Origin of the sequence: Bradyrhizobium nivariense, from assembly GCF_029846695.2 — a bacterium.
GTDB lineage: Bacteria > Pseudomonadota > Alphaproteobacteria > Rhizobiales > Xanthobacteraceae > Bradyrhizobium.
In genome coordinates this window covers 1-26,706 of record NZ_JARWCR020000097.1, presented here as the reverse complement: position 1 = coordinate 26,706, position 26,706 = coordinate 1, and the positions used below count along the sequence as shown (strand labels likewise).

Genomic DNA, 26,706 nt, shown 5'->3' with positions numbered 1-26,706 from the left:
TCTTCGGCAAGCTGAAGGAATTCAAACGCATAGCGATGCGATGTGACAAGACAGACGGCAGCTTCGAAGCGATGATCTACCTCGCCACCGCTGTCATCCATTCCAAGTGAATCTCAACAGACCCTAGAGCATGATCCGTAAAAGTGTGCAGCGGTTTTCCGAACAGATCATGCTCAAGCAAAGCGCCAGCGCTATTGGTTCTCGATCAGCCGGTCGCTGACCAGCCGCACGGCGCCCCGTTTCCACGAATAGTCCGCGCCCAGGCGCAGGCCGCTGTCGCCGCGTGCCAGCACCGCGCCGGTCCTGGCGTCGCGCACCTGGAAGCCGAGCGCATATTCGGTGCGGCTGACCCGCCGCACCACCCCGATCAGCGACTGATCCGCGCCGAGCCTTTGCGCAATCGCCGCCTCGCAGCCGCCGCAGTCGCGTAAAGCGCGCCCCTTCACCGCCTCCTCGTTTGCACTGCCGACATCGACGAGGCGGTAGCGGCCGGATTGGCCGAGGGCGTCGCGGACGCCGCCGGTCACTTCGGCCAGATAGGATGCATCTGCGGCTGCGAGGCCGGCGGCCGGTGCCGCGGTGTTGTCGTCGAGCTCGAATTCGAACACCGTCAGTGCGATCGGCGCGGGCGTGCCGAGCGCGGCCTTGATCTCGCGGGACACGAAGATCTGGGCATGCTCCCATGATTCATCATTGTCGCCGCGGAAGGTGTAGAGCTTGTCCATCACGACCTTCCTGGCGCCGACGTCGATCACGGCGACCTTGGCCCATTGCACCAGCGTGCTCGTCTTCTGGATGCCGCCGATGACCTTGAACGCCGCGCCGTCCTGGGCCGACGGGACGAGCCGGTAGCGCCGGTCTCCGCCGATATCCCGCCTGAGCGCGGCCATGAAGGCCGACAGTCGTCGCTCGTGGGCGGCGGTCTGGTTGGCCGGCTCAGCCGACGTATCGGTATAACTGAAGTCGTCCATGGCGACGCCGACGGCGGTCTCGGCATCGGCCAGCGCATAAGACGCCGGTAGGACGACAAGGAGCCAAGCTGAGAGGATCGACCGGCGCAGGTGCATGAGCGGGCCTCGTGTGACGGAGCGGCCGCCAATCTGGACGGCGGAATCAGGCCGTGCAGCGGCGCCGGTCCCGGCAATCGCCGGGAAAATTTCACGACGGTGCACCGCACTATCAACCGCACTCTCAACTGGCGGCTTTGCGCCGGTTGCGTTCTGCCGTTTAATGCAGGCGCGACAAACCCGTTCGCACCAGGTGCCCGCCGATGTGGAACCGCCCGAGGTTCGATCTCAAAGTCCGTCTGACGTTGCGCGTGGCCGCGATATCGGCCGCCTGCTTCGCCGCGATCTCCGCCTATTTCCTGATTACGGCCGACCGCGCGGCGCATGCGCGCCTCGACGATATCGCCGCCATCGTGGCCAAGACGCTGGAGCTGCAACAGGGCAAAATCCAGTGGGTCGCCAGCCCGCGCTCGGAGTTTCCCAACCTCGATCCCGTTTCGGCCTATGTGATGACGCCCGGCCTGTGCCTGGCGTTCCGCGGCACGAGCGGCGAGATCCTCCAGCGCTTCTGTAGCGGCGCGCCTGCCCCGGCGAGCCCGCCGCCGCAAGCCTTCGCGGCCTTCTATCGCAGCCTGTTCGACCCCGGCCGCGAAGCGGCACGGCCTGTGATCGTGCGCGGAGCGAAGCTCGGCGAGGCCGTGGTCTCGGTCGAGCCGGCCGTGCAGACCGCGGAGGCCTGGCACGAGGCCGGCCGCCTGATGCTCGCGCTGGCGATCGCGCTGCCGCTGCTCTGCGCGCTGGTCTACGCCGCGCTGGCACGCGCGCTGCGCCCCACCCGCATGATCCGCACCGGCCTCGAGCGGATCGCCGCCAACGATCTCACCACGCGGTTGCCGCCGTTCGACCTTGCCGAGCTCTCCGCGATCCGCGACGGATTCAACCATCTCGCCGAAAGCCTCGACACTGCGCTTGCCGAGCGCAGCGAGCTGACGCGGAAGCTGATCGCGCTCCAGGACGAGGAGCGCCGCCATCTCGCGCGCGAGCTGCATGACGAGTTCGGCCAGTCGCTCGCCGCCATCCGCGCGCTCGCCTCCTCCGCCCGCCAGACCGCCGCGCAGGACTGCCCTTCCCTGCTTGGCGAATGCGACGGCATCGCGCGGACCGCAACCGGCATGATGGAAACGCTGCGCGGCACGCTGTTCCGGCTGCGGCCGCCCGATGTCGAGGAGCTCGGGCTCGTCGCCAGCCTCGAAGGCCTGGTCGCGGGCTGGAACGGACGCAGCCGCGGCGAGACGCGCTTTACGATCCGTTTCGACGGGGCGTTCGAAACGCTGCCGGCCACGATCAGCGCCAGCCTTTACCGCATCGTGCAGGAGGCGCTCACCAATGCCGCCAAGCATGCCGACGCCACCAAGGTGAGCCTGGAATTGACGATGCGGGCCAGCGAGATCGCACTTGCGATCGACGATGACGGACGCGCGACCGATCCCGTCGTGAAATCCGGCATGGGCCTGCTCGGCATGCGCGAGCGCGTTGCGGCCTTGCGCGGCCAATTGAGCTTCGAGGCGGCGCCGAGCGGCGGCTCTGCACTGCGCGTGGTCATTCCGCTCGCAGCCGGCGATCGGCAGCCGCTGGAGCACGCCGCATGAGCGCGGCCGACGCGACCATCTTGCTGGTCGACGACCATTCCGTCGTCCGCGAGGGCTATCGCTCCGTGCTCCAGAAGCAGCCGGGACTTCGCGTCATCGCCGAAGCCGCCGACGGCGCCGAGGCCTACCGTCTGTTCAAATCGGAGGCGCCCGATCTCGTCATCATGGATCTGAGCATGCCCGGCATCGGCGGCATCGAGGCCGTCAGGCGGATCAGGCAGTGGGACAAGGGTGCGCGGATTCTCGTCTTCACCATGCACGAGAATGTCGGCTTTGCCGTGCAGGCGATCCGCGCCGGTGCGAGGGGCTACGTCACCAAGACCAGTCCGCCGGAGACACTGGTGCGCGCCGTGATGGACGTGCTCGCCGGCAAGATCGCCATCAGCCCCGACATCGACCATGAGCTCGCGCTGAGCCGGCTCGCCGGGGAAAGCTCGGCCGCCGACGTCCTCACACCGCGCGAGTTCGAGGTGCTGCGGCTGCTGCTCGCCGAGAACACGACGGACCAGATCGCCGAGACGCTCCATGTCAGCCCGAAGACGGTGGCGAACCTGCATTCCCTGATCAAGGACAAGCTCGGCGTCGGCTCCGACATCGAACTGGTCCGGCTGGCGCTGCGCCAGGGAATATTGACAGAGGTCGATCTCGGCGAGGCCTGATCGCTCAGGCGAGATAGCGGGTGAGATAGCCTTCCATCGCGTAGAGCGCACAGAGCGCGAGGCTCGACCACACCGCGGCGGTGAAATATAGAAACATCCAGGTCAGCTCGCCCTTCCAGTGCGCGATGTCGTGGGTCACGACCCACCGCGTCGAGACGTCATGCAGGCCTTCGAGGAAGCCGAGCAATCTGTTGCCCTCGGCGTGCCCTGCCCGCCAGCGGCTGAGATACATCGGCACGTCGACGGTGACGAGGAAGGCGAGGAAGCAGGCGATGCCGATGATGCCGGCAATCAGCGCCCAGCGCACCGGCCCCTGGAATTCCGGCATCAGGCGGCACAGCGCGATGCCGGCGAGGAAGAACGTCACCGCCCACAGCGAGTTCTCGATCGCATTGAAGAGAAAATTGGTGGTCACCACCGCGTACCAGGAGAAGCACTCCGCGATGATGATCACGGGCACGATGACGAGCGCGATGTTCACCGCGGTCTCCGCGCCGGTCATGTGACCCAGCTGATGCAGGATGATCGCCCATTGCGCGACGAAGCAGAGTTCGGCCACGGTCGCGACGGTGCGGCCGACGAAGACGCTGGAGAGCCAGGTATCGAACAGGCAAATGCGCTGCACGTCCGCGCGCGGCAGGAACGAGCGGAAGGCGCAGCCGAACACGTAACCGGCACAGAGCAGGAACATCAGGCCGATGTCGGAGCCGCCGCCGAGACTGCCCGCAACGGTCGGGTAGAACTCGCGGTACAGCATGAACCAGACGAGAATGTTGGCGGCACTGACAAGCGTCAGAGAGCCCCACCACCACGCGAGGGGATTTGACCGCGCCTGCCACTGCAACATGAATCGCTCCGCCGTAACCGATATGACATCCAGCGGTAGCAATTCTGTCATAATCTGGTGACGTGACGCGACAAAAATCTGCGTGACGGCGCTGTCATAATTGCGCTCCGCGCTGTCATATTCGCGGGGGGCGACTGCTCCCCCACTCGCTCTCGATCCCTATTCCGTGGCGGCACTTCGAGGCCACCCGGAATAGCGCGGGGACCTACGTCTTCATCCCAACGACATAGGCCGCGAGCTTGTCCAGCGTCTGGTAGCCGTATTCAACGGCACCGAAGTTGATCATGCCGTCGCGCTGCTCCGTGCTGGAAGCCAGTTGCCGCATCATCAGCACGGTCTTGCCGTTGCTTTGCTCGGCGAAGGTAACGGTAAAGCGGAACAGGCCGGGATCATCGTCCTGGTCGGTGCCGTGATCCATCTCCATCAGAGACGGCCGCTCGATGCGGCGGAAGCGCATGCGGTTCGGATAGACGGTGCCGTCGGGGCCGATCATGTTGAAGCGCCAGACGCCGCCGACGCGCACGTCGATCTCGAAGGTCTCGACTTTGAAACCCTTCGGCCCGAACCATTGCGGCAGATGTTTTGGATCGGACCACGCCTCGAACACCAGATCGCGCGGCGCGTCGATCACGCGCGACATGACGATCTCGCGGTCGAGCGACCATTGCGACAGGGCGGATTTGGCAGAATTCGTCATCGTCAGGAACCTTTCCGTCTGGTTGTCTTGTTGTTTGATTTGGACGGCCGTTTGGCAGCCGCCCTCTCTTTCTTCAGCTTCATCACATAGGCTTCGAAGCGGTCGAGCCGCGCCTCCCAGATCGCACGCTGGTGCTGGAACCAGTCCTCCGCACTGAGGAGTGCGTCGGGACTGAGGCGGCAGGTGCGCACCCGGCCGGATTTCTCCGACAGAACCAGCCCGCTCGTCTCCAGCACGTGGATGTGTTTCATGAGGCTCGGCAGCGCCATCTCGAAGGGATCGGCAAGCTCGCCGACCGATGCCTCGCCGGCGCAGAGCCGCATCACGATCGCCCGCCGGGTGGGATCGGCAAGAGCCGCGAAGACCTGATCGAGCCGGGATAATTGGTTAGCCATGAAGCTAACTATAGGACCGCCGCCAGCCGGCGTCAACAATTGTTAGCTCACAAGCTAAGTAATTTTGGCGCAGGCTCCACGGGCGGAACCCACCACGCGCAATCGTGAATTGGGGCGCCCGGCCCTCCCGGCTAAAAGGGATTCGGGGGCGCATCGCATCATGCGTCAGAGCCGTGCCGTCTGTTGTCATCTCATCGCATCTCACCCGGCGGGCGCTCGCCCGGGCTGCGCTCGTTCCCCTCGCGCTTGCCTGGCCGCGCCGCGCCGCCGCGGATTCCGACATGATCGCGCAGATGCGCGACATCGTCGCGAACGAGCTGGCGCCGACCGCGACGCCGGACCAGCCGGGCGGTCTCGCCGCCGCGCTTTATGCCGGCCGCCATGTCGAGTTTTTCAGCTACGGTTTTGCCGACGACGCCACGCAAAGGCCGGTCGCGCCGGACACGCTGTTCAACCTCGGCTCCCTGCGCAAGCCGTTCGAGGCGACGTTGGTCGCGCTCGGCACCCTCCGCGGCGAACTGCGGCTCGACGATCGTCTGCCGAAATATCTCCCCGAACTCACCGGCGACTATATCCGCCACGTCACCGTCGGCGAGCTCGTCACGCACACCTCGGGCATGCTGCTGCCGACCGACCATCCGCCGTGGCCGAGCGAAACTTTTTCGCGCGCGCAGTTCGTCGACATGTTCAACAGCTGGCGACCGCAAGCCGGCGAAGTGCCCGGCAAGCAGCGCGTCTACAGCCACGCCGGCTACACGCTGCTTCAGCTCGTGCTCGAGCGCTATTACGGCGCTCCGATCTCGACCCTGTTGGAACAACGCATCCTCAAGCCGATCAGCATGAATGCGACCTCTTTGCCCGAACGCGGCGAGGACAGTCGTGCCGTCATGGACGAGGCCTCGATGCAGCGCGCGGTCCAGGGCTATTCGGATCAGGGCATGGCGATCGGCCCCATCGGCAACCAGCAGAGCTATTTTGATTTTCCCGGCACGGGCCAGATGTTTTCTTCGCCGCGGGATCTCGCGACTTTCGTTGCGGCCTGCGTCGACGGGCGGTCGATCGACCCTCACTTGCATGAGGCATTGCGCATCACGCAGCACGAGATTTTCCGCGTCGACGATAAGTTTGGACAGGGAATGGCCTGGGAGACGGTGCGTCTGCCAGGCGTCACCGTCGTCGACAAGCCGGGCGGCCTCAACAACGCCTCCGGCTATATCGGCCTCGTGCCGGCGCGGCGGATCGGGATCGTCCTGCTCGCCAATCGAGGCGAATATCCGCACGAGATCGCGCGCTACAGGATCCTGCCCGCGCTGGCGCGCCTCGTGGCTTCGCACTGAGCCGCGCGCGCCCCGCGAAAACAGAAAGCCCCGGCTGAGCCGGGGGCTTTCCACGTCAGATCCAGGACGGGATGAAGCTCAGTATCTGGCGACGACCGGTCCGCCGAACTTGTAGTTCACGCCGACCCGCACGATGTTCGATTTGAGATCGACCGAGTGGGTGAAGACATTGCTCGGAAATGCGCCGCCAAGCAGATTGGTGCTGGTCACGGTGCTGCGTCCGAGATCGACATAGAGATATTCGGCCTTGAGCGACCAGCCGCCGCCGACGGCATATTCGGTGCCCACGCCTGCGGTCCAGCCGACCCGTGTGTCGCGGAACGCGGCTGACTCCGTCGCGGCGGCGAATGTGTCGGTGAAGTTGAAATTACCCTTCACCTCGGCGATCGCCGCACCGCCGGTGGCGTAGAGCAGCCAGGTCGGAGCCGCGAGGAAGCCGATGCGGCCGCGGATCGTGGCGAGCCAGTCGGCCGAGACCTGCGAGGACACGGTGAAGCCGGTCGGGGCGCAGCAGGGATAGAGCGCCGACCCGGACGCACTGCCCTTGAAGCCGAAATAGTTGATGTCGCCTTCGAGGCCGAGCACGGCGTGGTTGACCTGCCAGTTGTAGCCGGCCGTGAAGCCGCCGGTCACGCTGGAGCTGTTGATGCCTTGGGCGCCGACCGCGCCGATGGCAGGAACGCTGCTGGCCGCGAAATAGCCGGTCGGAGAAAACACGGTCGAGGTGGCCGGATCGGCGCTGCCCCACTGCCCGCCGACATTGCCGCCGACGTAAAAGCCGGTCCAGTTGTAGGCCGACGCCATCATCGGCGCCTTGGTGTATTGCGCCGCGAGGTCGGCCGCCTGCACGGATGCGGAGCCCAAAACAACCGCGGCAACCGCCAGCAAAAACTTCTTCATTCCAGTCTCCTTGCCTCACGCGATTGATCTCGCGTTTCGAATGCGCGCGGGCGGAAGGCGTCCGGCGCAGATCGGGCATAGGCCGCCGGCCCCTTGCCGTCTTGGGCTACGGCGAAGTTCATAGGGACTGTGACGTAGTGTGAGGCCCGCCGCGTGCGAACGCGTGACAGGTGTGACCGAGGGGCCACACGTCTTCCCTCATCCGCGGCACACGACGCACGCCCGTGTCGCATCACGACCACAGCGCGAAACGCGATTCGACTTTCCCGCGTCTCAGACCGAACGTGTCAGTCCGCCGTCGACGCGGATGTTCTGGCCTGTAATGTAGGCCGCGCCGTCGGACGCCAGGAACGAGATCGTCGCGGCGATCTCCTCGACCTTGCCGTAGCGCTGCATCGGCACGCTGTCGCGGCGTGCATCGGTCTGCGGCAGGCTGTCGATCCAGCCCGGCAGCACGTTGTTCATGCGGATGTTGTCGGCGGCATGGGTGTCGGTGAAGATTTTCGTGAAGGCGGCAAGGCCGGCGCGGAACACCGCAGACGTCGGAAACATCGCGCTCGGCTCGAACGCCCAGGCGGTCGAGATGTTGATGATGGCGCCGGCCTTCTGCGCCTGCATCAAAGGCGTCACCAGCCGGGTCGGACGGATCACGTTGAGCAGATAGGTGTCGAGGCCGGTGTGCCACTGCTCGTCGGTGATCTCCGTGATCGGCGCGCGGGGCCCATGGCCCGCGCTGTTGACGAGCACGTCGATGCGTCCCCATTGGGCAAGCGCCCCGTCGACGAGCCGCTTCAGATCGTCGTTCGACTTGTTGGAGCCGGTGACCCCTAACCCGCCGAGCTCGGCCGCCAGCGCCTCGCCCTTGCCGGAGGAGGACAGGATGGCGACGCGAAAGCCGTCGGCCGCGAGCCGACGCGCAGCCCCTGCCCCCATGCCGCTGCCGCCGGCGGTCACGAGTGCGACCTTCTCTGCTGCCATGACTTATCATCCTCTGTGATATCGTTGAGGCGGGCCGCAGGCCCGGCCTATCATGAGGCCTTCTACCGCCGGACCTGCCGGCAGGTCCACCGTCGAGAACATCCGTCATGAGCGACTTTTGAGATGAGCGATTTGCAGATCCGCAATTTGCGCCCGGAGGAGCTTTCTCTCGCCGTCGACTGGGCTGCGGCCGAAGGCTGGAATCCGGGCCTCTCCGATCCCGCCTGTTTCGCGATCCCGGACGCGCAGGGCTTCTTCGTCGGCGAGATCGACAGCGAGCCGGTCGCAACCGTCTCCTGCGTCAACTACGACGATCGCTTCGCATTCCTCGGCTTCTACATCGTGCGATCAGGCTTTCGCGACAGAGGCCACGGCCTGCGCATCTGGAACGCGGCGATCGCGCATGCGGGCGCTCGCGTGATCGGCCTCGACGGCGTCGTGGCGCAGCAGGACAATTACCAAAAGTCCGGATTCCAGCTCGCCTACGCCAATATCCGCTATGGCGGCATCGTCGCCGCGCCACTGAGGCCGCCCGCCGATGTCGTTGCGCTCGACACGATCCCGTTCGCGCTCGTTGAAGCCGACGATGCAACGGTCTTCCCGGCTCCGCGCCGTGCCTTCCTGCGTGCCTGGATCAATACGCCCGGACATCTCGGTCGCGCGTTGCTGCGCGATGGCAAGCTCGCTGCATGGGGTGTGATCCGGCCGTGCCGGACCGGCCGCAAGATCGGCCCGCTCGTCGCTGATGATCGCGCGGCGGCGGAGGCGGTCGCGCAGGCCTTGCTGGCAAGCGCAGGTGGCGGCGAAGTCTTCCTCGACGTCCCCGCCGTCAATCGCGAGGCGATCTTGCTTGCGCAATCGCTCGGCCTCACGCCGGTGTTCGAGACGGCGCGGATGTACACAGGGCCGATCCCGCCGCTGCGGATCGACCGTCTTTTTGGCGTGACCAGTTTTGAGCTGGGCTAGCTGCGCGGAATGCGCCGCTCAGTAGCAGCGCATGATGTTGACGGTGTGGTCGCCACCGCCGCGGCCGGGCACAGTAACCTGCTCCGTCGGACAGCTCGGCACATAGGGCCGGTCGGACGGCACCACGTTCGGCGGGAAGCGATGCGTCCAGTCCCAGGGAACGTCGTACGTATAGGTGTAGCGCACGTCGTTGGAGACGGGCTGGCCGGCATCGGCGAAAGGCTGGCCGTAGCCTGCGTTGTCATAGAAGAACCCGCCACCGCCCGGCCAGTAGACCCAAGGCGTGTTGCGGCCGCGGAACCGGGCGCCTGGCGCAATCGAGGGACGTGCCACCGGACCGGACGGCGCGGCGGCATGTGCGACGGCGCCGCCGGGTCGGGCAAAACTGTCACCGGGGGCAAGGAGCAGCGCAGCTGCGCTGAGCGAGGCGAGCAAGGCCCCAAATGATCTGCCGTACATCATGATACGCACCAACTCGTTTGGCTTCGCGGATAGCGGCTCCCCACCGCACGCTAGGCCTGGCTGTCGCCCACCCGCAAACGTATAATTAATTATTGGTTAAGGCACGGGATTAACGGGGAACCTGGTGCGGCAAGACGCCCGGGATTCCCGGCTGATGTCGCACTCGTTCCGTGGAAGGCGGACTTCATAACCAGTTGATCGGAGTTGATCGCTTCAGCCGACGACGACCGGAACGCTCCCGCATTGCGGCCGTTGGCTCCCGACACAAGCAAGGAGCATCTCCAATGCAGAACAACTCGAAACTCCTCTGCCTGATCACCGCTTCGCTCGTCGCGGGCACGACGGCCGCCTCGGCCAAGGCTATGATTGGAACGGACCGCGCGTGGGATGGGACCGCACCGCCCCCGCCTACGAACCGGTTCAGCCACGCGCGTACTATCCGGATGTCGCCGGACCGTACGGTGCGCTCAACGGCACCAACCATCCGGCGCCGAGCTCGACGCAGGGCGATGTCGGCCCCGAGGGCAACAACAACGGCACCCTGACCGGCGTCTATCGCAGCTGGTAACGCCCCGCTCACGATGTGGCCCATCGTCCATCACGAACGATGGGCCTTCGCGCGTCAGCGGCCCCGCTGCTTGCGCAGCCAGTCGAGCATGTCCTGCGCATTCCCGGTGCCCTGCGATACGCATATCGGCAACATCATGCGCAAATACCGCCGTCAGAACCGGACCCAGATCGCGATCATCTTCGCCCTGCACGCGGCACCGCCATCGCTCCGCCGCGATCTGGCCAATGGCGGCGGCTATTCGACGACGGCAGCGCCGAGGCAGGCTCTCGTGAGGAATACGCGGGTGCCGACCGCGCCGGATTGACCGTCCTGGCCACAATCCCTTGCGTCATGTCGGGCGAAACACCCAAGTCCGGGGTCAACGGAACGGCGACAAAATATTTCTCTTTATTAGAATTCGGATTTTTGTTAGGAATTACTCACTCCGGCCCAAGGAAGAGGGGCGTATCGCGATCGTCACGAACGCGGGCCGGGCGGCGGTGGACGCTGATAACATCGGCGCGAATGGTTTCGCAGGGCGGGCAACCGTGAGCGAAGTCACCGCGCGCACGACCGGTGTGATCGGCGTACGGCCAAATCGTGTCGTCCTGGCGCCCGGGGTCTGTGCGTCAAGTCTTGCGGTGATGTGGGCAGTCCAACCGGACCGCGCGCATCAGTCATCTGCACGGCGACGGGGGCAATAGTGCATCGCTCCCCGGGGAGAGCACGACATAAGCCGTTCCAACCATCCGCGCAGGGAAAGGCCGGGATGCTCCGGTTGCCCTGTTTCCCGCTGTGCATTGTAGCGCAATCTGCTCCTGGCATAGCGGTCCATAGGAGCCAGCCGGCTCCCGGTCTTCCCTGCGCCCTCTTTCAATTGAGGGTGAAGAGATGAAGCAAAGCTCGGGCGAACAAGCCGCGAGGATGCGAAGGTATGTCTGCGGGGTCGTAGGATGCGTAGAGCACTTGCGAAACCCATCATGCTTCCACGTAGACAAAAGCGAGATGGGTTTCGCTTTCGCTCTACCCATCCAACGAGCTACTACGAGCTACGAGCTGGTGCCCCGGACGCAGCGCAGCGCCCCTTAGCGGTGCGCTGCCGCGCCGGGGCCCATGCAGCCGCGATTGCCGCTGCGTCCGGGACATGAGAGCAGGCAACGAATCCGGGGACGCCCGGCCGCCTCCCCCATCACTTCTGCATGCCGCGGCGCTCTTGTAACAAAACCGTCATGCAGCGAAACTAAACGAAGCCGGGGGCCGCGGTTGGCGGCCAAGCTGCCTCGCAGGGAGAGATTTTTATGCGCCGTTCACTGGTGTTGCTGTCAGCCGGACTGACCGTGCTGTCCACCGGACTTTCGATGGGGCTTGCCTCCGCCGAGAACAACACGCCCCGCAACCTGATCCTGTTCATTCCGGACGGTCTGCGGGCACTGAAGGTCACACCGCAGACCGCCCCCGCGATGGCCGAAATCCGCGACAAGGGCGTCAATTTCAAGAATTCGCACTCACTGTTCCCGACTTTCACCATGGCGAACGGCTCGGCGATGTCGACCGGCCATTATCTCGGCGACACCGGTGTGTTCTCCAACACGATCTGGACCAACTACACGTCCGGCCCAGCCGGCGACACCGTGGTCCCCTTCATCGAGAACGACGCCGTGCTCGGCGACATCGACGAGTATTTCAAAGGCGACTACCTCAACGAAGAAACCATTCTGAAGCTGGCCCGCGACAAGGGGCTGAGCACTGCGGCGATCGGCAAGGTCGGCCCGACCTACCAGTTCGACCACACCGACAAGCCCGACAAGGCCGGCCTGCATTCGGTCGTGTTCGACGATGCTACCGGCGGCAAGAATGGCGTGGCACTGTCCGACGAGGTCAAGGCTGCGCTGACCAAGGCCGGCCTCCCCATCGCCACACCGCCGCGCGGCGACAATAGCAAGGCGGGCGATGCCAAGACGCCCGGCACCACGGTCGCCAACGTCGCGCAGCAGGCCTATTTCGCCGACGTCGCTGCCAAGGTGGTGCTGCCGATGTTCAAGGCACGCAACAAGCCGTTCGTGCTGGTGTTCTGGTCGCGCGACCCTGACGGCACCCAGCATAACCAGGGCGACAGCCTGAACCAGATCCAGCCGGGCATCAACGGCCCGAGCACCATGGCGAGCATCAAGAATGCCGACAACAACCTCGCCCAGCTCCGCAAGGCGCTGGACGAGCTCGGCCTTGCCGCCAACACCAACATCATGGTCCAGGCCGACCACGGTTTCTCGACCATCTCCAAGGAAAGCAAGACCAGCCCCTCGGCCAAGGTCAGCTATGACGACACGCCGAAGGACTTTTTGCCGATGGGCTTTTTGGCGCTCGACCTCGCCAAGGCGCTCGACCTGCCGCTGTTCGACCCCAACGACAAGAACGCCGCCGTCACCGGCAACGCCCACCCGAAGGCCGGCAACGGCGTGCTCGGCAAGGATCCGGCCAAGCCCGACCTTGTCGTCGCCACCAATGGCGGCTCCGACCTGATCTATCTGCCCAACAAGGACAAGAAGCTGGCGGCCAAAACCGTCAAGGCGCTGCTGGAGCAGGACTACGTCTCCGGCCTGTTCGTCGAGGATTCGCTCGGCCGCTTCCCCGGCACGCTGCCGCTGTCGAGCATTAACCTGCGCGGCAAGGCGGCGACGCCGACACCGGCGATCGTCGTCAACTTCCGCTCCTATGCCAGCGATTGCGGCGAGGCGCCGACCAACTGCTCGGTGCAGGTCGCCGATACCGTGCTGCGTCAGGGCCAGGGCATGCATGGCAGCTTCAGCCGCGGCGACACCATGAACTTCATGGCCGCGATCGGTCCGGACTTCAAAGCCGGCTACGTCAGCGAGATTCCGGTCAGCAATGCCGACGTCGGCATGACCGCTGCCCAGATCCTCGGCCTGCGCGGTTCGCAGAACGGCGGCCTCGTCGGCCGCGTGATGTCGGAGGCCCTGCCCAACGGCATCGTACCGAAGGCGTACAAGGCGGTCGAGAAGTCGAAGATGTCCGAGAACGGCCTCCAGACCGTGCTCAACGTCCAGCGCGTCGGCAGCCAGCGCTATTTCGACGCCGCCGGCTTCCCGGGCAGCACGCTTGGGCTGGAGCCGGACGCCGGCAAACAAAAAACGGCGGGGAAATAACCCCGCCGTTGTCTCTCGCGCCTCGCAAGGGGCGCGAGAATCTCAAGGATCCAAACCTTACATGCCGATGTCGAACACGTTCGGCAATTGGCCCGCCAGAGGCAGCGCGGTGGCGCCCAGGAAGGTCGCCACCATCGCCATCAAGCGACGGTTGTTCTGGCGCTTGCCGCGCATCTGGCCGGCGATCCACTCCAGCATTTCGCTGTTGACCTTGGAGGCATAGGACGGCGCCCAGCTCTCGATGTCGGCCTCGGCCGACAGCGCGACGCTGCGCGGCGGCACCTTCAGGCCGGAGGCGCTCGCGGCATAATGGGCCACCGCCTTGGCGAGCAGGTCGTCGAACCGGCCGCCATCGGTGCGCTCGGTTGCGGCTTCGTTGATCTCGAACAGCGCTTCGGCTTCGGCGCGGCTGACCGGCTGGTCGTTGACGGCCGTGGCGGTCAGGATGCGCATGCACCAGGCGGTGTCATCGGCATCGAGCGAACGGGAGAAATGCATTCGGCCCTTGGTGGTCGGGCCTTCGCCCGTGATCACGCCGTCGCGCACGACGGTCAGTGCATGGGCCGAGGTATCGCGGCAGGACGGTTCGAGGGACGGCGACTCAACAGACTTATGCGCAGCGGCAGACATAGTTCACTTCCAGATTTCTTCTGATCGACCAGCATTTTCATGCGGGCGTAAAGGGGTGGTTAACGATTCGATATGGGGATCGCGACTTTTCTCAATGGTTGCCGATTAGTCGCTATGAGGACCATTCCGGTTCCGGAGAGCGTCGGGCGAGCGTGATGCGGGTCATAAAAGGCTTTATCGGGGCAATCGAGACCGTGTGGCCCCGGTGGAGATATTTCGCCGCAGGCGCGGCTGTAACAAAAAGGTGCTAGGAAATCAGGCCTTCAAAGAAGGAATTCACATTTTACTTGAGGCGGTTCACTTGACGTTCACTTGGGGTCGCGGAGACCCTATACTGGCCGAGACGGCCAGAAACGAATTCCGAAGTAAATTCAATGCGATGAGGTAGAACCATGACACTTCCGATCGGCACCACCGCCCCCGACTTCGAAGCCGAGACCACCGAAGGGAAGATCAAGTTCCACGACTGGATCGGCAATAGCTGGGCCTTGCTGTTCTCGCACCCCAAGGACTTCACGCCGGTTTGTACCACCGAGCTCGGCGCGCTCGCCAAGCTGAAGCCGGAATTCGACAAGCGCGGCGTCAAGCTGATGGGCCTCTCGGTCGACCCCGTCGACCGCCATTCCAAATGGTCGGAGGACATCAAGGAGACGCAAGGTGCGGCTCCGAACTATCCGATGATCGGCGACACCGATTTCAACGTCTCGAAGCTCTACGAAATGCTGCCGGCCTCGACCTCGGGCGATCCCCTCACCCGCACGCCGGCCGACAACCAGACCGTCCGCAACGTCTTCATCATCGGGCCGGACAAGAAGATCAAGCTGGTGCTGGTCTATCCGATGACGACGGGCAGGAACTTCCAGGAGATCCTGCGCGTCATCGACTCGCTCCAGCTCACCGCCAAGCATCGCGTCGCGACGCCGGCCGACTGGTCGCAGGGCGAGGATGTGATCATCGCGGGCTCGGTCTCCAACGACGAGGCCAAGACGATCTATCCGCAGGGCTGGAAAGAGCCGAAGCCCTACATCCGGATCGTGCCGCAGCCGAAATAACCCAACTGTCATCCGGGGCGATGCGTCAGCATCGCCCCGGAATGACGACGTTAGCCGTCACGCCGCATGCACGCGGTCGAGGAAGCCGTCGACCTCGGCCTTCAGATGCAGGCTCTCGCCCGACAGCGCCTGGGCGGAGGCAAACATCCGGCTGGACGTCTCGCCCGTCTCGCTCGCGCCCTCGGCTGCGTGACGGACGTTGACGGCGACATCGTCCGTGCCTGATACCGCCGCACGAACGCTGGCGACGATGTTGTGGGTCGCGCTCTTCTGCTGCTCGACCGCAGCCGAGATCGAGCCGGCGATGCCGCTGATGCGCTCGATGGTCTGGCTGATCGCCTTGATGGCGACAACCGATTCCTCGGTCGCAAGCTGCATGCTGGCGATCTGGTTCGAGATCTCGTCGGTCGCCTTGGCGGTCTGACCGGCCAGCGTCTTGACCTCCTGGGCCACCACCGCAAAACCGCGGCCGGCATCGCCCGCGCGCGCGGCCTCGATGGTCGCATTCAGCGCCAGGAGGTTGGTCTGCTCGGCGATCGAGGTGATCAGCTTGACGACGTCGCCGATGCGCGCGCCTGCCTCGGACAGCTGCGCGATGCGCTGATCGGTCGCCTCGGCCTGCCGCACGGCCTCAGCGGAAATTGCGTTCGATTCCTGGACCCGTCGGGTGATCTCGGAGATCGATTGAGACAGCTCGTCCGAGGCCGACGCCGCCGAACGCACGTGCTCGGAGGCATTTTCGGAAGCTCCGGCCGACCGCGCCGACAGATCGGCGGTGGAGCGCGCGGTGTCGGTGAGCTGCCGCGCCGCCCGCTCGAATTCGCCTGACGATGTCAGCACCTTGTCGAGAATACCGCCGACGCTGCCGCGGAACTCTTCGACGAAATTGCGCAGGTCGGATTTGCGCTGCTCGACGGCTGCAGCCGAAGCCGCCGCCTGCTCGCTGCGCATCCGCGCCCGCTCCAGCGAATTGCTCCTGAACACCGCGACCGTGCGGGCGATCTCGCCGATCTCGTCGGCGCGATCCTCGCAATCGATCTCGACGTCGCTCCGGCCGTCGGCGAGCGCCGTCAGCGAGCGCGTGACCGAGGTCAGCGGCTTGGTGACGCGACGGACGACCAGCAAGGTCAAGACCAGCACCAGCAGCGCGGCGAGCCCGGCGGCGGCTGCCATGCTTTCGATCGCCTGGGCCAGCATGCTCTCGAACTGGGCCATCGGGATGCCGACATAGAGGATGCCGGCGACCTTGCCGGTCGCGTCGGCGACCGGGAAATAGGCGGTCATGAAGGACTTGCCGAACAGGGTGGCCGGGCCCTTGTAGGCCTCGCCACGGCGCAGCGGCGCCTGCGCCGGATGATCGGCGGCAAGCTGGGTACCGACGGCGCGGTCGCCATTCTCCTTCTTCACGTTGGTCGAGCGTCGCACGAACTGCCCGCTCGTATCGTCGAACACGAACAGGGTCGCGTTGCCGCCGACATAGGACACCGCGCGATCGACGATGGCGTGATCCCTGAAGTCCGGCATCTTGGGAATCTCGGCACGCGCCACCGCGCCATCCCGCATCGTGATCTTCGCGTCGGGAATGGTCTCGGTAAAGGCCAGCGCCAGCGTGCGCAGATTGACCTCGATGTCACGCAATGCGCGATCATTGAAAGCGGTGGTGAGCGACCAATAGCCGGCGCCGACCACGAGCGCCGTATTCATGGCGATCAGCAGCACGGCGCACAGGACCGCCTTGGTGCCCAGCTTGAGTTGCGGCAAGAACTTCCCCGTCAGAACCTTGGCCAATGGAACTACCCCCGAAATTCCTGCATATACGTGCAGTCGGCTTACGGTCGCATTAACGAGGGTTCACACCGCCGCGCACCGCATGCTTTCCAAATTGTTAATGAGGACCCCCTGACCACGCCAAGCGCGCCGCAGGGACCGGCGCGCTGGTGGCTGGCGCAATCCCTGCGGGGCGCTCGGCGCCGACATTGCCACGCGCGGCGGATCGCCGATCCTGCGCAAGGGGCCGGCGGCCAGGATGATCGCGGAGGTCGCGCGCGCGAGCGGCGCCCGCGCGGCCGCTGCCTGAGCCGAAGGAGCTGCGTCCTGCGCCGACGGTCGCCAGCGACGCGCTGGAGACCTGGAAGCTCGAGCCGGGCAAGCCCGATTGGGCCGGCGGCAAGACCTATCCGCGGCCGATCGTCGATCACGCGAAGGGTCGCGAGCGCGCGCTCGTCGCCTACGCAAAGATCCGCAAAGGTTGAGCGTTGCTTTGACACAATTATGAAACTCGCTATCGTCATCGCTCCATGCAAACCGTGGGGGACGATATGGACGACGATAAGCCGATCACCGAACAGGCGATGGACACGATCACCGCCGCCGTGGAAACGACCAAGGACGCCGCAGTCACCGCCGTCAAGAAGGTGAGGAAAGCCGCCAAGAAGGTCGCGAAGAAAGTAGCACCGAAGAAGGCTTCCAAGAAGAAGGCCAAGAAGGCTGCGAAGAAGGCTGCGAAGAAAACTTCGAAGAAGGCCGCCAAGAAGACTTCGAAGAAAGCTGCCAAGAAGTCGAAGAAAGCCACCAAGAAATCTGCGAAGAAGGCCGCCAAGAAAGCGACCAAGAAAGCTGCCAAGTCGAAAAAGAAGGCCAAGCGCTGATCGCAACGCTCAAGTCTCCGGGTGCGGACGCGCCCGGAGACGGCTCCACCGGTACCCTACCCTCGCCGTTTGGCTGCGCGCCGGCCCGGGTGATGCTCGCCTAGCGGATCGCGAAATTCGCTGCGATGGCCGCGCCGGTCCTCCTTGGCGAAGCGCCGCCGCTTCTCAGGCGAGCCGAACGCCTTGACCACCTTCCTGCCGTTGACCTTCTTGATGACGTAGCCACCCTCGGTCATCGAGAACGGCTCTTTCAGCGTTCCCTTGTGGTCGAACTTGGTGCCCCGGGGATGCTCGAACGGTTCGAACCAGGACGGATAGACGAAGTTCGACATCTCAAAGCCGCTGACGTCGAAGGTGTCCTCTTCCACGGCATCACAGACCTCATAGGCATATTGGGTGTTCGGATTCTTGTCGGCCCAGAGATTGGCCATGGGATCGAGCACCATCTCGAACAGCTCGTGCGAGGCCGCCACGCTGACCGGCTCGTTGCCCAGTGCCTTGACGAAGATCTTTGAGATCGGCTGGCGGCGATGCGTCAGCTCATGGCGGCCGAGCATGTTCTTGTGGGAAGCATCGTCAAAATAGACCAGCTGCCAGTCGCTCGGCTTCGGCCTTTCGGTGACATAGAGGTCGACCGGATAGCCCCACACCGGCAGGAAGTGCTTGTCGTAGCATTTCTGAAGCGCCGCAGTGAGCTTGGCCATTTTGCGGCCGCTGATCGTCGGCTCCGCGTAGTTGATGCAGGCAATCCGGACCGGATTCAGGGACCTGCCGAGCAGTGCGCGTCTCGCCTTCTTCATGGAAAATCACCTGTGAAAGGGCCACTGAAATGCGCCGAGCCTAGCATGATCGTGTCGCGCACGTCAGGGATGTATTCCGGCGGTCCGGCCTGCCGCCCTAGAAGCGTCGGTTGACCACGAACACCGCCGCCGCGCACATCGCCATGCCGACAATCGCAAGCGCATCGAGTTTTTCCCCGAACAGCAGATAGGCCATCAGCGCTGTCACCGCTGGCACCAGGTAGAACAGGCTCGCAACCGACGTGGCGGCGGCGTGGCGGATCAGCCAGTACAGCAGCCCGATCGACCCGATCGAGAGCGCCACGGCGAGCCAGGCCAGCGCGAGCATGAACTCCCGCGTCCAATGCACCACACGGTCCTCGAACAGGAAGGCGCCGATCGCGAAGAAGATGGTGACGGAGACATATTGCACGAGATTGCCGGCGCGCCAGTCGATGTGGTTGCAGTAGCGGCGCTGATAGAGCGTGCCGAGCGTGATGCTGATCAGCGAGACCACCGAGGCGAGCCAGCCGAACCCGGCTTCGCCGGTCATGGGACGGCCGTGCAGGATCAGCACCACGCCGCCGAGGCCAAGCACGAGCCCCGCCCATTGCACCGGCGTCACCTTCTCGCCGAGCCAGCGGTTGGCGATGGTCGAGGTCAGGATCGGCTGAAGGCCCGGAATCAGCGCGGAGAGCCCGGCCGGAATCGAATGCGCGATCGCGATTGCGGTGCCGCCGAGATAGAAGCCATGGACGAGAATCCCGGCGACCGCGCCGTGCGCGATGCCGATACGGTCGGGCCATTTCGGCCGCGCAATCGCTGCGATGATCGCCATCAGACCGACCACGATCGCCATGCGGATGGCAAGGTAGGTCAAGGGATCGGCATTGTTGATGACGTATTTGGTGCCGATGAATCCGGTGCTCCAGAGCACGACGAACAGGATCGGCGCGGCGCGGGCGGTCAGGGCTTCTTGATTGAGGCTCATTGCCGCCCTCATTGCCCCACCAGGGGCCTATGCGGCAATGCGAATTTCCACCTGAGCGATGCTGCGCTGCGACGGGCGGCTCAGCTCAGCCGCTCACCATTCTTCCGGGCAGGGGTCGATGATTTTCCAGAGCTCGACACCGTTCTTGATCTTTTTCATGTCGGTGGTCAGCCCGCCATTGCGGCGGATCCAGTCCTTCACCGCATCGGGATAGTAAGCCATCAGGTCGGACGTCCCCTCCGCGCTGGTGACCTTGATGCCGAAGGTGAAGGCCTTGTCGTAATAGGCCTGGTGGAAGCCGAGGCTCGCGCGCGGCGTCACGCAGATCTTGTTCATCGGCACGATGCCGAGCACCAGCGTGCAGGCCGAGTTGCAGATGCCGTCGATGATGACGCGCTCGCCCTTCTCGCGGACGCGCTTGTACTTGGCCTTGTACTCCTCGACATAGCCGCCGTGGTCGCGGGTGATGTGCAGCTCGGCCCGCGCCGGGGTAGCGGCGACGACCGAGAGCAACAGCAGGCTCAGAAGCGTGATGCGCATGGTGAGATGACGGCGAAAGCCTTCAGGAATGGGACCGGCCTCGAAGATCCCCAAGATGATCCCTGGGGCCGGCGACAAGATTCTTAACTGAATTCTCTTTGGTCATACTTGTGTGGGAAATTCGTTAAGCATCCCGAAAAGGCCAAAAATGGGCAGGCCTGGACCGTATGTCCGGCAATTCTGTCACACCCACCCGGGAATCCGCGGGGCTGGCCTCGATTTCCGGGTGCCGGACGGGTGTTCCGGCCGCCTGAAATGGCTATAAACGGCTGACCCATTCATGCGGGTTCCGGAGAATCGAGATGAGCAAGTTGAAGCTTGTAGCCGCGGTTGCTGCCCTGTCGGCCGCGATCCTTGCCCCTGGCCTCGCAGAGGCGCGGGGACATCACCGGTACCATCGCTACTACGCGAACCCGCTGCCCTACACGATCAGCTATCTGCACAATTACGGGCCCGGCATCACGCCCGGTACCTTCGCCTTTTACGACGGCCCATCGACCAACCATTGCTACCAGAGCGCGGCCGCCTATGTCGGCCAGGACCGCCGCCGGCACCCCTGCTACTGAGGGGCACAGGCGCGTCCTCCGCGGGTGCCGCTATTTGGCGGCGCCCGACAGCAGCAATTGCTTCTCGATCTCGTAGACCGGCAGCTTGACGAGATCCTTGCCGACCTCGCCCTGAAGCGCCTTGCGCACCACGTCCGAATAATCGGCGCGAATCATGCCGAGCGCGCGCGGCGAGGCCACCATGGTCAGGGCCGAGGTCTCGCCCGAGCTGACGGCGGCATCGAGCCGACCGGCCAGGCTGCGCAGGAAGGCGCGCTCGGCCTCGTCGTGCCAATCAGTCTGCTCCACCGAGCTGCGCGCGCCGCCGACCGCGCCATGGAGCCTGCCCGGATGGAGCCTGCCCGGCGCGTCGGTCCCTTGCGCGCCGGTCGAGGGATTGGGCTGCTCGTGCACCTCCCTGGTATGGAGGTTCGGAAACATCTCGTCGCCGAGGTTTTCCAGAATGAGCGCCTTGCGCCCGTCGCACACGACCAGCCAGTCACCCTTGTCTAATCTCATCTTGTCCATTGCACAGCTCCAAAGCGACCTCGCGAGCCTGCTCTTCGAATTCCTCGAAAGGGCCGGCCACGGCGACAAGCCTAGGACGAAGCCGCACCAGTGAATTGCGCAGGATCAAGGACCGCGGCGATGTCCTGCGGGGCAACGCCGACGCAAGCGCAGCATTGGTCAGGAGCTCGAACCTGGGATAGTCTGGCGGAGCTAAAGGCCAGGCCTGCGGCGGGCTGGCCGAAGATTGGTTCATGAGCATTACATTTCGGTCCCGCCACAATTTGATCAGAACAAACTTCGATATCCTGTATGGCGTAAGCGGAGGAAGACATCATGAAGCTTAGAATTGGCCTCGTCGCCGCGTCCCTGTTGGGTGCGTTGGTCGCATCGCCGGCGGCGAATGCCATGCCCATCGCGCCTGCTCCTGCGACGCCGCAGGTCTCGGACGTCGAGCAGGTCCGCATGGTCTGTGACGCCTGGGGACGCTGTTTCTGGCGCCCGAACTACTATGGATATTACGGCGGGCCGGCCCCCTATTACGGTCCCCGATATGCGCCGCGCTATTATGGTGGGCCGCGCTATTACGGACCCCGCTATCGCCGCTGGTGATTCTAAAGGGGCCCTCCGGGCCCCTTCGCTTTTGCGAGATCATGGATGTCGCGGTCGCGATTGGTCTGGAGTCATCCCAAAACTGATCTAGATCAAAGATGAAATCCGCCACGCCGTCATTCTGCGGTGATGGCCGATTTGATCGTTTTTCGATGCCCTCAGACGGGCATGAATGTGCAGACCCATCTTGAGAAGCAACAGAGACAGGAGGGGCGGAGCTCTGCCTCCTTCGCCTGTCCGGCCTGCACGCGGCTCCATTTCATCGACCTCACCTCCGGCCAGCCGATGAGCCGAGACCGTTGACGACGACATCGATCAGCCGGTCTTCATGCCATGATGTCCGCAATACTACTGCCCGGAATCCGGTTTACTGAAGCGCGATGTTTCGCCATTGATGGCGATGTACTGACGTTCATTTGATTGTCACATTGCGGCAGCCGGCCACGCGCATGTTGTTCGACACCCTCGCCCCATCCTCGGCGCTTCAATTGATCGGCTTTGCCGACGTCGATGCGTTCCGGCCGATCGAGTCGATGGAGGATGCGAGAAGCATTCCGCTCGACGTCCCTAACTTCGCGGCGGCTCGCGCTGTCGTCTCCCTGCCCGCCTGCCGCATCGTCATGATGCGTTCGTTCGCGCGCATCCTCGACGCCGCCTATCGGATGCCCGGCGGGATGGTGATCCTGTCCATGACGGACGACCTTCAGGTCAATTCCAAGGGCATCGATCTCGACGCGCGTTTCTTCATCGCGCTCCACGGCAACGATGAATGCCATTTCGTCGAGCCCCAGACCAATCATCATGCGATGATCATCTTCTCACCCGGCCTGAGAGACCGGGGCTGGTTCGATCAGGCCGACGATTTGCGGGCCTATGTCGCGAACCGGCCCGCTTTGCTCCACACACGGCAGCTCCTGCTCGACATTCTGCGAACCGCGTCGGTGCAGCCGGTCCTGTTCGAAACCACCGAGGTCGCCGCCCATCTCCAGGAAGGCCTGCTGCTCGCGCTCGACGATCTGTTTCGAATCGATCTGCTCTCGGACCGGAGTGCCTCGGTCCAAGGCGCGCGGTCGATCAAACTCGTGCAGCGGATCGACGATTACGTCGCAGCCCATCCGACTGCTCCGATCTATACAGCCGACCTCGCCGGTGAGTTTGGCGTCTCGATCCGGACGCTTGGCGGCGCAGTCAGCAAGGTGCGCGGCATGAGCCTGCACCAGTACATTCGCCTGAAAAAATTGTGGGAGACCCGGTCTCGCCTCCTCAAAGGCGGCGGCGCCACCGTCGCCACATGCGCACGCGCCCAGGGCTTTCATCATCTCGGCGAGTTTGCCGCAGCTTACCGCGCGACGTTCCACGAGTCTCCCTCGGAGACGCTGGCACGGGGCCGGCACACCAGTGTCCCGGCAGGCTGACTCCACCGGCCGTCGCGGCAGTCATCCGGCGTTAGCGCCGCTTCGGAACATATCCGGAACTGGCGCGCTCGGAGAGATTCGAACTCCCGACCCTCGGAATCGAAATCCGATGCTCTATCCAGCTGAGCTACGAGCGCCCTGGCCCAGACATTGGACCGCAACCGAGACGCCCCGGACCGCTGCTGGCGGGCCAGCAGACCGGACGACGTTCGGATGGGTTCGAATTAGCAGAGAGGCCGGCCAATAAAAAGCCCTTCCCGCCTCGATTCGAGACGGGTCAGACGCGCTCTTACCAGGTGCTGTTGAAGAAGCCGAAATGCGGCTGCTGCGCCATCACCATCATCGGCCGACCTTGCTGCGGCGCCGGATGCGCTCTGGCGACCTTGCGCTTGGGTTGAACCGGCGCCTGAGGAAGCTGGGCCTGAGCCTGCGGCTTGGCCTCGGTCTTCCTGGCTACGGCGGTATCGGCCTTCCCGGCCGGCGTGAATTGGGCGAACGTCTCGCGGACCCGCGCCTTGGCCGACATCTCGGCCAAAGCCGGCGACATGCCCTCCACCGGCGGCTTGGGAGCCGCGACAGCAGCGATCTTCACCGCAGGCGCGGCAATCGTCGGCTGACTGGTGTCGAGCACGACGCGCTCCGGCAGGTGGCGATCGGACCGGATCCGGATCAACGGCTGTTCGTTGCTTGCGGTTGCGACAGCCCGCGTCACAGGCGAAGCCGGCAGAACGAAGTTCACCGCGAACAGCAGTGCGAGCAAAGCTCCACCGACAAAGACGAAATACCGAAAGATGGGCATGGGCCGCGCTCCGCCCGCCGCATCCCCGCGTGGGCTCTCCGCCTCAACAGGCGATCATTTAATTGGTTCCTGGGCCCAGCCGTTCGGTTCAAATGGCGACGTCAAGTTTTTTACCAAGGCCCTGGGACAGTAACTTTTCCGCTACCGGCAAATGCCGCCCTTATGCCCGACGTGCTGCCACAAGCGTACACTTCGCCTGATCGGCATTCACGTTGACGAAGCCGACAGGAATGCGCGCAAAAGTCTTGCGGCTCTTCATGCTGACCGGGTCCGCCAGAACGCGGCTGCGGTCGGTGAGATGACTGCCGTCGCGCCGCGCAAAAGCGCAGACGATCTCGACATCCTTTACGGCATAGTCATTGTCGTTTCGCAGCGTGAACGTCACCAGCGCCTTCGAGCCAAGGCCGCCGCGGCGCCAGGTCTGCGATGAAATCCTGATCCGACCGAGTTCTGCCATTGCCGGGGTCTGAGCTTCGGGAGCCGGCGACACGGCTGCTGCCGCGTTGCCCGAAGGCGCCGTCTCGATCGCCGCCACGTCAGACGTTACCGGCACGGCACTATTGCCTTTGGAGAGCGGGAGCAGCATCCAGACGCCGCAACCGACAATGATGATCGCCAACAGCCATAGCAGGCTTCGGCCAAATGAGACGCTCGCGATCGTCACGGCCCGCGCCAGTCGCTCGCTGGTTCCAGCGAAACGCCCTAACCCGATCCAGTCAAACCGAGCGTTCATGGTTGCGTCACCGATAGCGGCCGAAGCGCGTTCGAACGACGGACCGGGCCACCGCTTACCTTAATCCAAAAGACGAATTATGGTTCCCGCGCAGCTATCGAATCGGCAAGGGCGGTGGCGGTCATCGACCGGGGCCGCTAACATGCGCTGCAACATCGAAAGACCCGTCGGGAGAACATGAAATGCCAGTCGTCACTTGGGATCACGTCCATCTGCGCAGCCCCGATCCGGAGGCCACGGCGGCCTGGCTGCGGGACATCCTCGGTGGCGAGATCGTGCAAGCGCCCGGACGGATCGACGTGAACCTCGGCGGCGCAAGAATCTTCATCGCGCCGCTCGAGGGCGACAACGCGGTCAATCCGTCGCCGCCGCACCCGCATCAGGGCCTCGACCATTTCGGTCTCACGGTGAAGGACATCGACGCCGTCGCGGCCGAGATCAAGGCCAAGGGCGTAACCTTCACGCGCGAGCCGACCACGATCCGCCCCGGCGTGCGCATCTGCTTCATCCGCGGCCCCGAAGGCATCTCCATCGAGCTGCTCGAGCGCGACAAGAAATATACCTGACAGGGCTCGCGCCCCATCAGCCCATCGGGCGAAGTGCCGCCCGGTGCGCCTACGTCATGCTACCGGGCATGAAGCAGCGGATGGCGACGCCCATGTAGCCGTAGATCGGCCAGACCATGGTGCGCCCGACCCGGTTCGGCTCCGAGATCACGGCCTCCTCGGGCACGTCGACCCAGACGAGTTCCTGCTGCTGGCCTTCGCGCACGTAGCCGTGGCGCGGGACGCGGACCCGGTAGTGCCCGTCCTTGCTGTCCCAGTCGGCGTCCGAGAGCGCCGAGCCGTCGGCATCGGAGCAGCAAGGCCCCTTGCCGCTTCGCAGCCCGTCGAACCAGGCCTTCAATTCGGCACTGGTGTTGACGAACTGGCCGCGGTCGCGCGCGTGCCCGAAGGGGACAGCGAGTGCGACCAAGGCCAAGGCGCAAGCGAGGCTCGTCACGCTTCGCCAGCGTGCCGCGCCGCCAATCCGCCGTTGTCGTGTTTCGCAAATCGTGGGACGCACACTGTACTGACGCGGCTCATCGCCGCCGGAATCGATCCAGTTGCTCACGTTTGTCTTGCTCCAGCACCCCGCGGCCAGTGCAACAATGGTTATGCATTTCGCGGGCCAACTTGATTCGCAACGACTGGCCTCGCTTCATGATCAGACCGTCATGGCGGTGTCACAGACAAGCCGGGACAACTACGGCCTGCGGGCAGGCTCGCACGGCCGGCCGGCAAACTCCCGCGTTGCGTGGGCGGATGCGCTTTGGCATAAAAACGCTACCGGTTACGCCATTGGGCGACGGCGGCCGGCCTCGGGACGTTATGAAGAACGGCCTCTATTCGATTCACGTGAACCTGCTCGATGGTCGGGTCGGCAAGGGCAGCGGCGTGATTCTTTTTCGCGACGGCAAGATTCTTGGCGGCGATGCCTACCTCTATTACACCGGCAGCTACACGGTGAAGGACAACACCTTCAAGGGCGAGGTGCTGGTCCAGCGTCACACCTCACCGCGGGGCGACGACAATCCGCTGTTCGGCGGCCCGGCTGGGGTCGGCATCGGCGTCAGCGGCACCTTCACGGAGACGCGCGGGGACATGACCGGCACCGCGCTGGTCGGCAAGGCCAGCCAGATTTTCGGCGCGACTCTGCACAAGCTCGCAGAGGTCGACTAGGGTCTGTTGAGATTCACTTGGAATGGATGACAGCGGTGGCGAGGTAGATCATCGCTTCGAAGCTGCCGTCTGTCTTGTCACATCGCATCGCTATGCGTTTGAATTCCTTCAGCTTGCCGAAGA

At 64.3% G+C, this 26,706-nt stretch carries 29 protein-coding genes, 1 tRNA gene and 2 pseudogenes; 15 read left to right on the top strand and 17 right to left on the bottom strand.

What is annotated here, in order from left to right:
- Nucleotides 1-191: 191 nt before the first annotated feature.
- Entirely contained in the window at nucleotides 192-1,067 is an 876-nt protein-coding gene (locus QCM77_RS41910) for a DUF3280 domain-containing protein (RefSeq protein WP_280096673.1), read from the bottom strand.
- Nucleotides 1,068-1,270: 203 nt separating this feature from the next.
- Here QCM77_RS41910 and QCM77_RS41905 point away from each other — a divergent pair, with 203 nt between their 5' ends.
- Both QCM77_RS41905 and QCM77_RS41900 read left to right on the top strand, forming a co-directional pair.
- Nucleotides 1,271-2,656: a sensor histidine kinase gene (locus QCM77_RS41905; protein ID WP_280096672.1), complete on the top strand. Its 1,386-nt coding sequence runs from the start codon at nucleotides 1,271-1,273 to the stop codon at nucleotides 2,654-2,656.
- Nucleotides 2,653-3,315 (top strand): response regulator, encoded by a 663-nt coding sequence (locus QCM77_RS41900; RefSeq protein ID WP_280096671.1) that lies wholly within the window; start codon nucleotides 2,653-2,655, stop codon nucleotides 3,313-3,315. The genes QCM77_RS41905 and QCM77_RS41900 overlap by 4 nt, the downstream gene beginning before the upstream one ends.
- A gap of 4 nt (nucleotides 3,316-3,319) precedes the next feature.
- Here QCM77_RS41900 and QCM77_RS41895 read toward each other — a convergent pair whose 3' ends face one another.
- The 3 genes from QCM77_RS41895 to QCM77_RS41885 form a co-directional block, all read right to left on the bottom strand.
- Nucleotides 3,320-4,162: a hypothetical protein gene (locus QCM77_RS41895; RefSeq protein WP_279662269.1), complete on the bottom strand. Its 843-nt coding sequence runs from the start codon at nucleotides 4,160-4,162 to the stop codon at nucleotides 3,320-3,322.
- Between the two features lie 205 nt (nucleotides 4,163-4,367).
- A complete protein-coding gene (locus QCM77_RS41890; RefSeq protein ID WP_280096670.1) occupies nucleotides 4,368-4,859 on the bottom strand; it encodes an SRPBCC family protein in 492 nt (163 codons plus the stop codon).
- Between the two features lie 2 nt (nucleotides 4,860-4,861).
- Nucleotides 4,862-5,254 carry an ArsR/SmtB family transcription factor gene (locus QCM77_RS41885; protein WP_280096669.1) on the bottom strand — a complete coding sequence of 131 codons (393 nt, stop codon included), beginning with the start codon at nucleotides 5,252-5,254 and terminating at the stop codon, nucleotides 4,862-4,864.
- A 173-nt stretch (nucleotides 5,255-5,427) separates the two neighbouring features.
- Here QCM77_RS41885 and QCM77_RS41880 point away from each other — a divergent pair, with 173 nt between their 5' ends.
- Nucleotides 5,428-6,591, top strand: coding sequence for a serine hydrolase (locus tag QCM77_RS41880; protein WP_462804398.1), 1,164 nt, complete (start codon nucleotides 5,428-5,430; stop codon nucleotides 6,589-6,591).
- Between the two features lie 78 nt (nucleotides 6,592-6,669).
- Here the strand turns inward: QCM77_RS41880 and QCM77_RS41875 are convergent, their stop codons facing one another.
- Together QCM77_RS41875 and QCM77_RS41870 are read right to left on the bottom strand one after the other, a co-directional pair.
- Complete coding sequence (locus tag QCM77_RS41875; RefSeq protein WP_280096668.1) at nucleotides 6,670-7,491, bottom strand: outer membrane protein; 822 nt, start codon at nucleotides 7,489-7,491, stop codon at nucleotides 6,670-6,672.
- Nucleotides 7,492-7,764: 273 nt separating this feature from the next.
- Complete coding sequence (locus tag QCM77_RS41870; protein ID WP_279686622.1) at nucleotides 7,765-8,469, bottom strand: SDR family oxidoreductase; 705 nt, start codon at nucleotides 8,467-8,469, stop codon at nucleotides 7,765-7,767.
- Between the two features lie 123 nt (nucleotides 8,470-8,592).
- Between QCM77_RS41870 and QCM77_RS41865 the strand changes: the two genes are divergently transcribed.
- The gene (locus QCM77_RS41865; protein WP_280096667.1) at nucleotides 8,593-9,435 is read left to right on the top strand and encodes a GNAT family N-acetyltransferase; all 843 of its coding nucleotides are present in this window, start codon (nucleotides 8,593-8,595) and stop codon (nucleotides 9,433-9,435) included.
- An 18-nt stretch (nucleotides 9,436-9,453) separates the two neighbouring features.
- Here the strand turns inward: QCM77_RS41865 and QCM77_RS41860 are convergent, their stop codons facing one another.
- Complete coding sequence (locus tag QCM77_RS41860; protein WP_279662374.1) at nucleotides 9,454-9,894, bottom strand: hypothetical protein; 441 nt, start codon at nucleotides 9,892-9,894, stop codon at nucleotides 9,454-9,456.
- A 287-nt stretch (nucleotides 9,895-10,181) separates the two neighbouring features.
- On the opposite strand from QCM77_RS41860, the pseudogene QCM77_RS41855 reads away from it, so the two are divergent.
- The 3 genes and pseudogenes from QCM77_RS41855 (at nucleotide 10,182) to QCM77_RS41845 (ending at nucleotide 13,611) form a co-directional block, all read left to right on the top strand.
- Nucleotides 10,182-10,465: pseudogene (locus QCM77_RS41855) on the top strand (hypothetical protein).
- A gap of 88 nt (nucleotides 10,466-10,553) precedes the next feature.
- Nucleotides 10,554-10,772, top strand: coding sequence for a DNA-binding response regulator (locus QCM77_RS41850; RefSeq protein WP_280096666.1), 219 nt, complete (start codon nucleotides 10,554-10,556; stop codon nucleotides 10,770-10,772).
- A gap of 973 nt (nucleotides 10,773-11,745) precedes the next feature.
- The gene (locus tag QCM77_RS41845) at nucleotides 11,746-13,611 is read left to right on the top strand and encodes an alkaline phosphatase family protein (RefSeq protein ID WP_280096665.1); all 1,866 of its coding nucleotides are present in this window, start codon (nucleotides 11,746-11,748) and stop codon (nucleotides 13,609-13,611) included.
- A gap of 57 nt (nucleotides 13,612-13,668) precedes the next feature.
- Here QCM77_RS41845 and QCM77_RS41840 read toward each other — a convergent pair whose 3' ends face one another.
- Nucleotides 13,669-14,241, bottom strand: coding sequence for a hypothetical protein (locus QCM77_RS41840; protein ID WP_279662260.1), 573 nt, complete (start codon nucleotides 14,239-14,241; stop codon nucleotides 13,669-13,671).
- 392 nt (nucleotides 14,242-14,633) lie between these two features.
- On the opposite strand from QCM77_RS41840, the gene QCM77_RS41835 reads away from it, so the two are divergent.
- Nucleotides 14,634-15,293 carry a peroxiredoxin gene (locus tag QCM77_RS41835; RefSeq protein WP_129272345.1) on the top strand — a complete coding sequence of 220 codons (660 nt, stop codon included), beginning with the start codon at nucleotides 14,634-14,636 and terminating at the stop codon, nucleotides 15,291-15,293.
- Nucleotides 15,294-15,350: 57 nt separating this feature from the next.
- Here the strand turns inward: QCM77_RS41835 and QCM77_RS41830 are convergent, their stop codons facing one another.
- Nucleotides 15,351-16,997 (bottom strand): methyl-accepting chemotaxis protein, encoded by a 1,647-nt coding sequence (locus QCM77_RS41830; protein ID WP_462804399.1) that lies wholly within the window; start codon nucleotides 16,995-16,997, stop codon nucleotides 15,351-15,353.
- Between the two features lie 177 nt (nucleotides 16,998-17,174).
- Between QCM77_RS41830 and QCM77_RS41825 the strand changes: the two are divergent.
- Together QCM77_RS41825 and QCM77_RS41820 are read left to right on the top strand one after the other, a co-directional pair.
- Nucleotides 17,175-17,461 (top strand): annotated as a pseudogene (locus QCM77_RS41825) (deoxyribodipyrimidine photo-lyase); the annotation flags it as partial.
- A 150-nt stretch (nucleotides 17,462-17,611) separates the two neighbouring features.
- Nucleotides 17,612-17,941, top strand: coding sequence for a histone (locus QCM77_RS41820; protein WP_280096663.1), 330 nt, complete (start codon nucleotides 17,612-17,614; stop codon nucleotides 17,939-17,941).
- A gap of 56 nt (nucleotides 17,942-17,997) precedes the next feature.
- Here QCM77_RS41820 and QCM77_RS41815 read toward each other — a convergent pair whose 3' ends face one another.
- The 3 genes from QCM77_RS41815 to QCM77_RS41805 form a co-directional block, all read right to left on the bottom strand.
- Complete coding sequence (locus QCM77_RS41815; RefSeq protein WP_280096662.1) at nucleotides 17,998-18,741, bottom strand: hypothetical protein; 744 nt, start codon at nucleotides 18,739-18,741, stop codon at nucleotides 17,998-18,000.
- A 97-nt stretch (nucleotides 18,742-18,838) separates the two neighbouring features.
- Nucleotides 18,839-19,711, bottom strand: a complete 873-nt coding sequence (locus tag QCM77_RS41810) for a DMT family transporter (protein WP_280096661.1) — start codon at nucleotides 19,709-19,711, stop codon at nucleotides 18,839-18,841.
- Nucleotides 19,712-19,804: 93 nt separating this feature from the next.
- Nucleotides 19,805-20,251, bottom strand: coding sequence for a hypothetical protein (locus QCM77_RS41805; protein ID WP_279662373.1), 447 nt, complete (start codon nucleotides 20,249-20,251; stop codon nucleotides 19,805-19,807).
- A gap of 302 nt (nucleotides 20,252-20,553) precedes the next feature.
- On the opposite strand from QCM77_RS41805, the gene QCM77_RS41800 reads away from it, so the two are divergent.
- Complete coding sequence (locus tag QCM77_RS41800; RefSeq protein WP_279662245.1) at nucleotides 20,554-20,817, top strand: hypothetical protein; 264 nt, start codon at nucleotides 20,554-20,556, stop codon at nucleotides 20,815-20,817.
- A gap of 30 nt (nucleotides 20,818-20,847) precedes the next feature.
- Here the strand turns inward: QCM77_RS41800 and QCM77_RS41795 are convergent, their stop codons facing one another.
- The gene (locus QCM77_RS41795) at nucleotides 20,848-21,324 is read right to left on the bottom strand and encodes a host attachment protein (RefSeq protein ID WP_280096660.1); all 477 of its coding nucleotides are present in this window, start codon (nucleotides 21,322-21,324) and stop codon (nucleotides 20,848-20,850) included.
- A gap of 315 nt (nucleotides 21,325-21,639) precedes the next feature.
- On the opposite strand from QCM77_RS41795, the gene QCM77_RS41790 reads away from it, so the two are divergent.
- Both QCM77_RS41790 and QCM77_RS41785 read left to right on the top strand, forming a co-directional pair.
- Nucleotides 21,640-21,915 carry a hypothetical protein gene (locus QCM77_RS41790; protein ID WP_279686632.1) on the top strand — a complete coding sequence of 92 codons (276 nt, stop codon included), beginning with the start codon at nucleotides 21,640-21,642 and terminating at the stop codon, nucleotides 21,913-21,915.
- 449 nt (nucleotides 21,916-22,364) lie between these two features.
- Nucleotides 22,365-23,330: an AraC family transcriptional regulator gene (locus QCM77_RS41785; protein WP_280096659.1), complete on the top strand. Its 966-nt coding sequence runs from the start codon at nucleotides 22,365-22,367 to the stop codon at nucleotides 23,328-23,330.
- 60 nt (nucleotides 23,331-23,390) lie between these two features.
- Here QCM77_RS41785 and QCM77_RS41780 read toward each other — a convergent pair.
- From QCM77_RS41780 to QCM77_RS41770, 3 genes are all read right to left on the bottom strand, one after another.
- Nucleotides 23,391-23,467 (bottom strand) — tRNA-Arg (locus tag QCM77_RS41780).
- 152 nt (nucleotides 23,468-23,619) lie between these two features.
- Complete coding sequence (locus tag QCM77_RS41775) at nucleotides 23,620-24,129, bottom strand: hypothetical protein (RefSeq protein ID WP_280096658.1); 510 nt, start codon at nucleotides 24,127-24,129, stop codon at nucleotides 23,620-23,622.
- 160 nt (nucleotides 24,130-24,289) lie between these two features.
- Entirely contained in the window at nucleotides 24,290-24,862 is a 573-nt protein-coding gene (locus tag QCM77_RS41770) for a hypothetical protein (protein ID WP_280096657.1), read from the bottom strand.
- Nucleotides 24,863-25,044: 182 nt separating this feature from the next.
- Between QCM77_RS41770 and QCM77_RS41765 the strand changes: the two genes are divergently transcribed.
- Nucleotides 25,045-25,428 carry a VOC family protein gene (locus QCM77_RS41765; protein ID WP_279662226.1) on the top strand — a complete coding sequence of 128 codons (384 nt, stop codon included), beginning with the start codon at nucleotides 25,045-25,047 and terminating at the stop codon, nucleotides 25,426-25,428.
- A gap of 49 nt (nucleotides 25,429-25,477) precedes the next feature.
- Here QCM77_RS41765 and QCM77_RS41760 read toward each other — a convergent pair whose 3' ends face one another.
- The gene (locus QCM77_RS41760) at nucleotides 25,478-25,975 is read right to left on the bottom strand and encodes a hypothetical protein (RefSeq protein WP_280096656.1); all 498 of its coding nucleotides are present in this window, start codon (nucleotides 25,973-25,975) and stop codon (nucleotides 25,478-25,480) included.
- A gap of 257 nt (nucleotides 25,976-26,232) precedes the next feature.
- Between QCM77_RS41760 and QCM77_RS41755 the strand changes: the two genes are divergently transcribed.
- Nucleotides 26,233-26,583 (top strand): GrlR family regulatory protein, encoded by a 351-nt coding sequence (locus QCM77_RS41755; protein ID WP_280096655.1) that lies wholly within the window; start codon nucleotides 26,233-26,235, stop codon nucleotides 26,581-26,583.
- The last annotated feature ends 123 nt before the right edge of the window (nucleotides 26,584-26,706 follow it).